Origin of the sequence: Kineosporia sp. A_224 (genome assembly GCF_002198655.1) — a bacterium.
Taxonomy (GTDB): Bacteria; Actinomycetota; Actinomycetes; order Actinomycetales; family Kineosporiaceae; genus R-H-3.
On sequence record NZ_MWLN01000231.1, the window covers coordinates 66606 to 75121 of the forward strand.

Annotated in this window: 6 protein-coding genes; 3 read left to right on the top strand and 3 right to left on the bottom strand. The window is 75.9% G+C overall.

Features of this window, described 5'->3' with window-relative positions; all coding sequences use genetic code 11:
- Positions 1-86: 86 nt before the first annotated feature.
- The gene (locus EDJALFJO_RS31385) at positions 87-2525 is read left to right on the top strand and encodes a fibronectin type III domain-containing protein (protein ID WP_143448897.1); all 2439 of its coding nucleotides are present in this window, start codon (positions 87-89) and stop codon (positions 2523-2525) included.
- Between the two features lie 43 nt (positions 2526-2568).
- Here EDJALFJO_RS31385 and EDJALFJO_RS31390 read toward each other — a convergent pair whose 3' ends face one another.
- Entirely contained in the window at positions 2569-3276 is a 708-nt protein-coding gene (locus EDJALFJO_RS31390; RefSeq protein ID WP_088290554.1) for a gamma-glutamyl-gamma-aminobutyrate hydrolase family protein, read from the bottom strand.
- Positions 3277-3410: 134 nt separating this feature from the next.
- Positions 3411-5846 (bottom strand): diguanylate cyclase domain-containing protein, encoded by a 2436-nt coding sequence (locus EDJALFJO_RS31395; RefSeq protein ID WP_143448898.1) that lies wholly within the window; start codon positions 5844-5846, stop codon positions 3411-3413.
- 435 nt (positions 5847-6281) lie between these two features.
- On the opposite strand from EDJALFJO_RS31395, the gene EDJALFJO_RS31400 reads away from it, so the two are divergent.
- Positions 6282-7061 (top strand): SigB/SigF/SigG family RNA polymerase sigma factor, encoded by a 780-nt coding sequence (locus tag EDJALFJO_RS31400; RefSeq protein ID WP_158220638.1) that lies wholly within the window; start codon positions 6282-6284, stop codon positions 7059-7061.
- A gap of 3 nt (positions 7062-7064) precedes the next feature.
- Here the strand turns inward: EDJALFJO_RS31400 and EDJALFJO_RS31405 are convergent, their stop codons facing one another.
- Positions 7065-7718: an N-acetyltransferase gene (locus tag EDJALFJO_RS31405; RefSeq protein WP_158220639.1), complete on the bottom strand. Its 654-nt coding sequence runs from the start codon at positions 7716-7718 to the stop codon at positions 7065-7067.
- 146 nt (positions 7719-7864) lie between these two features.
- On the opposite strand from EDJALFJO_RS31405, the gene EDJALFJO_RS31410 reads away from it, so the two are divergent.
- On the top strand, positions 7865-8428 hold the full coding sequence (locus tag EDJALFJO_RS31410) for a hemerythrin domain-containing protein (RefSeq protein ID WP_088290558.1): 564 nt from the start codon (positions 7865-7867) through the stop codon (positions 8426-8428).
- Positions 8429-8516: the final 88 nt, after the last annotated feature.

Here is an 8516-nt window from a genome sequence, read left to right on the forward strand (position 1 = left end):
GACATCCGCGTCATCGGGTCCGCCGAACAGGTGAGGACCGGCTGCACTGCGTGACCGCGCTCGCGGCCGCTGCCTACCGTCGACGCATGGTCATCTCGGGGAGGGCTCCGGCCCGGCTGCTCGCTGTCGCGCTCACGGCGGTGCTCGTCACGGTCGGGGCCGGCGTGGCACCGGCGTCCGCGGCGATCGCGTCGACGCCGACGCTCACCTGGACGCCGACGACCGGCCGGGTCTACGCCGTCGCCAGGGTCGGCGACGCCGTCGTCATCGGCGGCACGTTCACGGCGCTGTGGAGCCCGAACGGCGCGACGACGGTGAGCCGCAACCGGCTCGCCGCGTTCGACGCGACGACCGGCGCCCTGCTGCCCTGGAACCCCGGCGCGAACGACGTCGTCCGGGCCCTCGAGCCCTCGGCCGACGGCACGGGGGTGTACGTCGGGGGCGCCTTCACGACGATCGGCGGCGCGGCCCGGGCCCGGCTCGCCCTCGTGTCACTCACGTCCGGCGCGGTCTCGACGACGTTCGCCCCGCGACCCGCGAGCACCGTCCTCGCCCTGGAGCGGGTCGGCGGCCGGGTCTTCCTCGGCGGCTACTTCAGCAGCGTCAACAGCGCGACCCGGCTGCGCCTGGCCGCCGTCGACGCCGGCACCGGGGCCCTCGTCGCCGGCTGGGCCGGGCAGGCGGACTCGAACGTCGCGGCCCTCCAGGCGTCGCCGGACGGCACGACCCTCTACGTCGGCGGCCAGTTCCGCACCCTTGCCGGGCAGAGCCGCGACTACCTCGGAGCGGTCTCCGTCAACACCGGTGCGGCGACCGCCTGGCGGCCGCCCGCCGGCTGCTCCGACACCTCGAACCCCTGCTACGTCTACGATCTCGCGGCCTCCGAGACCGCCGTGTACGCGGGCGTCGGCGGCCCCGGCGGCCGGGCCGTCGCGTACGACGTCGCCACGGCGCAGCGGCTGTGGCAGACGACGACGGACGGCGACGTGCAGGCGGTCGCGCTGGACGGCGGCACGCTCGTCGTCGGCGGCCACTTCGACACCGCGTTCGGCGGGCAGCCGCGCGCCGGGATCGCCGCCCTCGACGCGGTCACCGGTGGCGTCGTCGCGGGCTGGGCCCCGAAGATGCTCTACGACCTCGGCGTCTGGGACCTGCTCGCCGAACCGGCCGTGCTGCGGGTCGGCGGCGGCTTCACCCGGGTCGACGCCGACACGACGCGGCAGCGGTACACGAACTTCGGCGTCACCCCCGAGCCGGCCGACACGACCGCGCCCGCGCCCGTGGCCGGCCTCGTCGCCGCCCCCGTCCGGGACACCCGGGTCACCCTGGCCTGGACCGCCTCGACCGACGACCGCGGGGTCTCCGGCTACCGGGTCCGGCGGGACGGCGCCGTCGTGGCACTGCTCGGCGGCACCTCGTGGGTCGACCGCGACGTCGTCCCCGCGACGACGTACGCCTACACCGTCGAGGCCCGCGACATCGCCGGCAACTGGTCCCCCGCGAGCGCGCCGCTCACCGTGACGACCCGCCCGCCGTCGACGTCGCTCGTCACGCCGCAGACGGCGTGGCGGTACCTGTCCGACGGCACGGATGCCGGGACCACCTGGCGAGACCCGGCGTTCGACGACACGACCTGGTCGGTCGGGGACGCCGAGCTCGGGTACGGCGACGGGGACGAGGCCACCGTCGTCAGCCCGAAGGGGCTCACGAGCTACTTCCGCCGCTCGTTCACGGTCGCCGACCCGGCGCAGGTCACCGGGCTCACGCTGCTGCTGCAGCGCGACGACGGCGCGGTCGCCTACCTCAACGGGGTCGAGGTGGTCCGGTCGAACATGCCGGCCGGCCCGGTGACGGCGACGACGCCGGCGTCGAGCGACGTCTCCGGCGCGGCCGAGAAGGCCTTCGTGAGCCTCACGGTGCCGTCGTCCGCCCTCGTCACCGGCACGAACGTCCTCGCCATCGAGGTCCACAACGCGAGCGCGTCCTCGAGCGACCTGTCCTTCGACGCCGAGCTCGTGCCGACCCTCGCCGGCACCGGGCCGCTCGTGCCGTCCGGGGACACCTGGGCCTGGCTCGACGGGCGCACCCCGCCGGCCGCGGACTGGACGGCGCCCGACGCGGCCGACAGCACCTGGGCCCGCGGCTCCGCCCAGCTCGGGTTCGGCGACGGCGACGAGCAGACGCTGCTGCCGGCCGGCGGGACGACCTACTACTTCCGCCGCACCTTCGAGGTCGCCGACGTGGGCCGGGTCGGCGCGCTGCGGCTCGGGATCGTCCGGGACGACGGCGCCGCGGTCTACGTCAACGGGGTCGAGGTGCTGCGCTCGAACCTGCCGGCCGGTGCGCTGACGCCGACGACGCGGGCCACGGTCAACGTCGCCGGCGCGGACGAGAGCGCCTGGACCGAGGTCGACGTCCCGGTCTCCGTGCTCCGGGCGGGCACGAACGTCGTCGCGGTCGAGGTGCACCAGCAGACCCCGTCGTCGAGCGACGTGAGCTTCGACCTGAGGCTCACGGCGTCCTGACGGCGGGCCCGGCCCGGCCGGCCTGACGGCCTCCGACAGCCGGTCAGCGGGCCCGGGCCGCCGTGACGAGCGCGTCGAAGAGGGCCTGCTGGCCGGCGTCCTCGTGGGCGGTGTCCTCTGGGTGCCACTGGACCCCGACGAACCAGCCCGGCCGGCCCGGCGCGGCGACCGCCTCGACGGTGCCGTCGACCGCGGTCGCCGCGACCTCGAGACCGGTGCCGAGCCGGGTGATGCACTGGTGGTGGTAGCAGGACGCCTCGATCGTCGTCGCCCCGACGACGCCCGCGAGCACGTCGTCGCTGATGGTGACGGTGTCGACGTGGTGTCGGTGCGGGGAGTCCATGTGCTGCTCGAGGGCGCCGCCGAGCGCGACGTTGACGACCTGGGCGCCGCGGCAGATCGCGAGCACCGGGACGCCGGCCGCGAAGGCCCAGGCGGCGACGGCGAGGTCGAACGCGTCCTGCTCGGGGTCGACGTCGTAGACCTCGTCGTGGGCGCTCACCTCGCCGTACGTGGACGGCGCGAGGTCCCCGCCGCCCGGCAGGAGGACGGCGTCCGCGAACGCCATCCGGTCGGCGACCTCGGCGGCGTCCGCGACACCGCCGGGCGCCCACGGGTGGACGGTCAGCGGCTCCCCGCCGGCGCGGAGGACCGCCTCCGACAGGGCGCGGGCGTTGACGATCGCTTGGTAGCGCAGCGCCGAGGCCGACTGCGAGAAGCGCGCGGGGATCGCGACGAGCGGGCGGGGCACGGACCCTCCTGAGGGTGGACCGGTCTGCCGACCGACCGTGCCGGGTGCACGGTCGGACCCATTGTCACCGAACCGTGCGGTCCCGAACGAGCAGGGACCACGGAGCGGGACGACGCCGGTCGGCGCCGGCCGCGTCAGGCCTCGACCGTCGGCCGCTCCGCCGCCGCGAGCGCGCGGATGGCGCGCAGGACGACGTCCTCGGCGACGCCCGTCACCGGCACGACGGCCGTGCGCAGCCGCAGCCGGCGACCGGCCGGGCGCAGGTCGAGCGCGTCGATCGCCGCACCGAGCCGGGCGGCGGCCGCGGGCGCGTCCTCCTCCTGGGTCGCCGGCAGCAGGACGGCGAACTCGTCGAGCCCGAAGCGGTAGGGGACGTCCCCGACCCGCAGCGTGCCCGTGAGCGCGGCCGCGAGCGCGGCGACGGCCTCGTCGGCGGCGGGCCGGCCCTGGGTCTCGCGCAGCTCCGCGAGCCCGGTGACCTCGGCGGCGAGCAGGCTCGTCGGCATGCCGTGCGTCTGGCTCGTGAGGAGCGCGGCGCGCAGGTCCTCGGCGAGCCGGTCGCGGTGCGCGAGCCCGGTCACCGGGTCGAGCCGGCCCTGGCCGACGAGCATCCCGCGGCGGGCCGCGGTGTCGAGAGCGGCACCGGCCATCCGGGCGAGCCGCTCCAGGCAGTCCTGCTCGGCGGGCGAGAAGGCACGGCCGGTGGTGCGGCGGACGACGAGCGTGCCCGCCACGGTGCCCGCGGCCGGCACGGGGACGACGAGCAGCGCCGTCTGACCACCGCCGGAGAGCGGGTCGCCCTCGATGACCTTGCGCAGCGGACGGCCGAGGTTCATGAGCGCCGCGAGCGTCTTCGCGCCCCAGATGCCCATCCCCTCGGGGTCCTGGCGCAGCACCCGCGGGCCCTCGACCGAGCGGACGACGAGCGAGGCGATGTCGGCCTCGACGAGCGCGAGCGCCTCCTCGGTCGCCACCTGGGCGATGCCGAAGCGGTCCGTGGGGTGCTCGAACCGCAGCGAGGCGTCCCGGAGGACCTGGCGCTGACGCGGCGACGGCTGCCGGTGACCGCGGGGGTGCGGGACGGCGTGCGACGCGTCGGGGTGCGTCAGCTCGCCCGCGAAGGGGTGCGGTGCGGGGAGCGGGGCCGGCTCGGGCTCGACGGCCACCGGCTCGGGGTCAGGGTCGACGGCCACCGGCTCGGGGTCGGCAGGCGCCGGCTCGGGCTCGACGGCGACGGGCTGCGGCTCCGGGTCCGGCTCGGGCCGCGGGTGCAGGTCGACCGCCGCCTGCGGGACGACCGGCGGCGTCTGCGGCACGAGGAAGGTCAGGGCCGGGGGCTCCACGACGGCGACGAGCTCGGGCTCCACGATCGCGACGGGCTCGGGCTCGGCGAGCGGCGTGGGCTGGACGAAGGGCTCGGGCTCCATGACCGCGACCGGCTCGACCTCGACCTCGGGCTCGGGCTCGGGCTCGGGCTCGGGCTCGACGACAGGTTCCGGCAGAGCCACGGGGACCGGGACGGCCTCGACGACCGCGGTCGGCTGCGGCTCGGAGACGGGCCGGCGCAGCGGCAGCGGGGTCGGCGCCGCCGCGAGGTCGACGACGGCCACCGAACGGCCGGCGGGACGGGGTGCCGCGAGGGCGGTGGTCCCCCAGAACGACCCCGGCGCGGGGGCGTCGTCCTCGACGGGGGCAGCGGGCTGCTCGTCGGCGTCGGCGTTCCACCAGCCTGCGGCGTCACCGCCCTCGGCGCGGGCCATGACGGCCGACCGCCGGGAGTGGCTGCGACCGTCGGGAGCGGCGTCGTACCAGCGGGAGCCGTCCTGCTCGGCGGGCGTCGTCATGGTCTCCTCCGAAGGGGTGTCGGCCGGGCCGGCGGCGGGCGAGGCGGCAGTCGGGACGGCGGTCGGGACGGCGGTCGGGACGTCAGCCGGGACGTCGGGCACGGTGCCGGGCCCCTCCGCGGGACCGCTCGCAGCGGCCGCGCCCGGCGCAGGGTCCGGGAGCGGGGCGGGTGCGGGGTCCTGGACGGGCACGGTGGTCGTTGCCTCCTCGAGGGCCGCCTCGGCGGCGACGACGGCAGCGACCGCGGCCTCCTCGGCGGCGAAGAACCGTTCTCCCGCGCCGGAGGCGACGGGCAGGTCGACGCCCTGCAGATAGGCGTCCCAGTACCCGTCGGGCGTGCGACCGGGCAGGACCCGGCCGGCGCGGGCCAGACCGCGGCGGTGCCGTCCGACCCCACTGACGGCGTGGTCCGGGCCGACGAGGTCGACGAGCCGGCTCGTCGGCAGCGCCGCCACGGCGGCCGACACGGACCCCTGCAGCGGGATCGCCGTCCGGCCGTTGGCCCGGCGGCCGCGCGAGGGCAGGACGTCACCCACCCGGGCGTCACCCACGAGGCGTTGCAGGTCCGCGACCGTGCCGCCGACGAGGCGGGCGTGCCGGCGGCGGGCCACCGGCCGGGCCAGCAGCACGCCGAGCACGGCGAGGAGCACGACGACGAGGCCGGGGGCGAGGAGGGACGCAGGCGTCACCGAGGAGTGCGTGACGAGCGGCAGGACGTGGACCACGTGACCTGCATCGGCACGGACGGCCCGGAAGTTCACTCCTTCGGCCGTTCTTCGGTGGCTCTTCGTCGTCCGGCCCGTCGGCGCCCGGCGCCGAGGTTTGACGGCCGCGCCGGAGGGGAAGTCTGCTCGGTGCCCCGTCCCGCGCCGCGCGACGCCAGGCGCAGGGGTGGGCGTCGCCGCACGTGCGGGGCGGGGCCACGACAACCTCCTTCCCTACCCGGTACGCCTGCCAGTCATTCGTGTGGAATTGCGAGACTTATCCCACCGTGGTCCGCTGGACGGACCGGGGACAGTCCCGGGACGACGATCGGTCGAGACCACGGCCACCGTCCGACTGCACCTCTGGGGGCCCGGGCCGCACGCCCGGTGATGCAGGTCGTCGCGCCGACGGACCGTACGCAGGTCCGCGGCGGAGCCTTGACAGGGAGTAGGACCATGCCGAGCCACCGACACACGAGCACCGACGAGGCACGGCAGCGGGAGACCGCCGCCGTCGTCGGTCTGCTGCAGGAGTGCACCGACCCCGACGAGCTCGCCCGGCTGCGCCAGCGGCTCGTCGTCCTCAACGTCCCCGTCGCCACGAGCATCGCGCTGCGCTACCGGTCCCGGGGCGAGGCGGTCGAGGACCTCGTGCAGGCCGCCCACCTGGGCCTGGTCAAGGCGGTCAACGGCTTCGACGCCGACCGCGGGCACGACTTCCTCGCGTACGCCGTCCCGACGATCTCCGGCGAGGTGAAGCGGCACTTCCGCGACCAGGGCTGGGACATCCGGCCCCCGCGCCGGGTCCAGGAGCTGCGGGGCGAGGTGGAGAAGGCGAGCAGCGAGCTGACCCAGACCCTCGGCCGCAGCCCGCGGATCTCCGAGATCGCGGCGCACCTCGGCGCGAGCGAGGACGACGTCGTCGAGTGCGTCGCGAGCGCCGACCTCTACCACGTGCACTCGCTCGACGCCCCGGTCGGCGGCGCCGAGGACCTCAACGTCGGCGACACCCTCGGGGACGTCGACCCGCTGCTCGGGCAGATCGACGACGTCCTGTCGGTGCGCCCGCTCATGGACCGGCTGCCGCCCCGCGACCGGCGCATCCTCGCCCTGCGCTACTTCAGCGGCTGGACCCAGCAGCAGATCGCGGAGGACGTCGGCGTCACCCAGATGCAGGTGTCCCGGCTCATCACGAAGGCGCTGCGCCGGCTGCGGGAGGGTCTCGAGGCGGCCTGAGGCTCAGCGCACCCCGTCGGCGCGCGGGGACCGCAGCATGATGCGGACGGTGAGCGGCTCACCGTCCGCATCGGCGTTCTCGTCCTCGTCGGCGTCGGAGGCCAGCTCGGCCTCGTGGAGCACCGAGAAGCCCCGCCGGGTGTAGTACGCGACGTTCGCCGTCGGGGCGGTCTCCAGTGCGATCGCGACGCCGGCCCGGTCCGCGGCGGCGAAGACCGGTGCGCACACCAGGGTGCCCAGACCCGCGTTGCGGTGGTCGGGACGGGTCGCGAGGACGCCGAGGTACCAGTGCGGCTCGGTCGGCAGCAGCTCGTCGATGACCTCGTCGGTCGCGGCGATCCGCTCGGCGCTCGGCGCGGGCAGCTCGGCGACGACGTCGTTGTAGCGGGCGCCTGCGACGTCCGGCCCGATGAGGTTCCCGCCCGGCGGGACCCACATCGACACGGCCGCAACGGTTCCGTCGATCTCGACGGCCCAGACCTCGCCGCCCTCCAGACGGGTGTCGAGGAGCACGCCGAAGAAGCGCGACGCGAGGTCGGGGTACGTCGTGTCGTCCGGGAACCACCAGCGCACGAGAGGGTCGGCGGCGAACGCCGCCACGACCGTCTCGAGCGCGCCGGCGCGCTCGAGAGGGCTCAGACGTCGGACCGTGGGCACGCGTCCATCCTGACCGCAGACCGAGTCGCGGCTCACAGCGGGGTACCGGCCGGCGCCGGTTTGCCGTGTGCATCCCGGGGTACCGCCGTCGCAGGGGCCGCACGCCCCGTACGGCGACCCACCGCAGGAGACCCCGAAGGAGCACCATGCCCGAGCACGACGCTCACGACGACGTCATCACCGAGCTCGTCGTCGACCACCGCGAGGTCGAGGAGTTGTTCGCACGGCTCGAGGGGCCGCTGAGCCCCGAGGACCGCCAGGACGCCCTCGAGCACCTCGTCGCCGAGCTCGTCCGGCACTCCGTCGCCGAGGAGGCGTGGATCTACCCGGCGATGCGCGACCGGCTCGACGACGGCAACGCGATCGCCGACCGCGAGACGGCCGAGCACCACGAGGTCGAGCTCATGCTCAAGGAGCTCGAGGGCACGGACCCGCACTCCCCGGCCTCGCGGCCGGTCCTCGAGGCGCTCATGACCGCCGTCCGCGGCCATGTCGCCGAGGAGGAGAAGCAGCTCTTCCCGGCGCTGCGCGCCGTCTACTCGGCCGAGGAGCTGCACGACCTCGGGGACAAGGTCCGGACGGCGAAGAAGGCCGCCCCGACCCGGCCGCACCCGGGCGCCCCGCGCGACCAGGTCTCCCGCCGGGTCATGGGTCCGTTCGTCGGGCTCGTCGACCGCACCCGGGACGCGCTGTCCGGCCGGTCGGTCTAGGAGACTGCTGAACAAAACGCCGACCGGGGTCCGTCGCTGACCTTGGTCGGTGGGTCAGGCTGGGCTCGTGCAGGGTGCGAGTGATCCG

Bases quoted from the DNA above. Each gene is read 5' to 3' on its own strand.
- EDJALFJO_RS31385 (WP_143448897.1), top strand. From the start codon at position 87: ATGGTCATCTCGGGGAGGGCTCCGGCCCGGCTGCTCGCTGTCGCGCTC.
- EDJALFJO_RS31400 (WP_158220638.1), top strand. From the start codon at position 6,282: ATGCCGAGCCACCGACACACGAGCACCGACGAGGCACGGCAGCGGGAG.
- EDJALFJO_RS31410 (WP_088290558.1), top strand. From the start codon at position 7,865: ATGCCCGAGCACGACGCTCACGACGACGTCATCACCGAGCTCGTCGTC.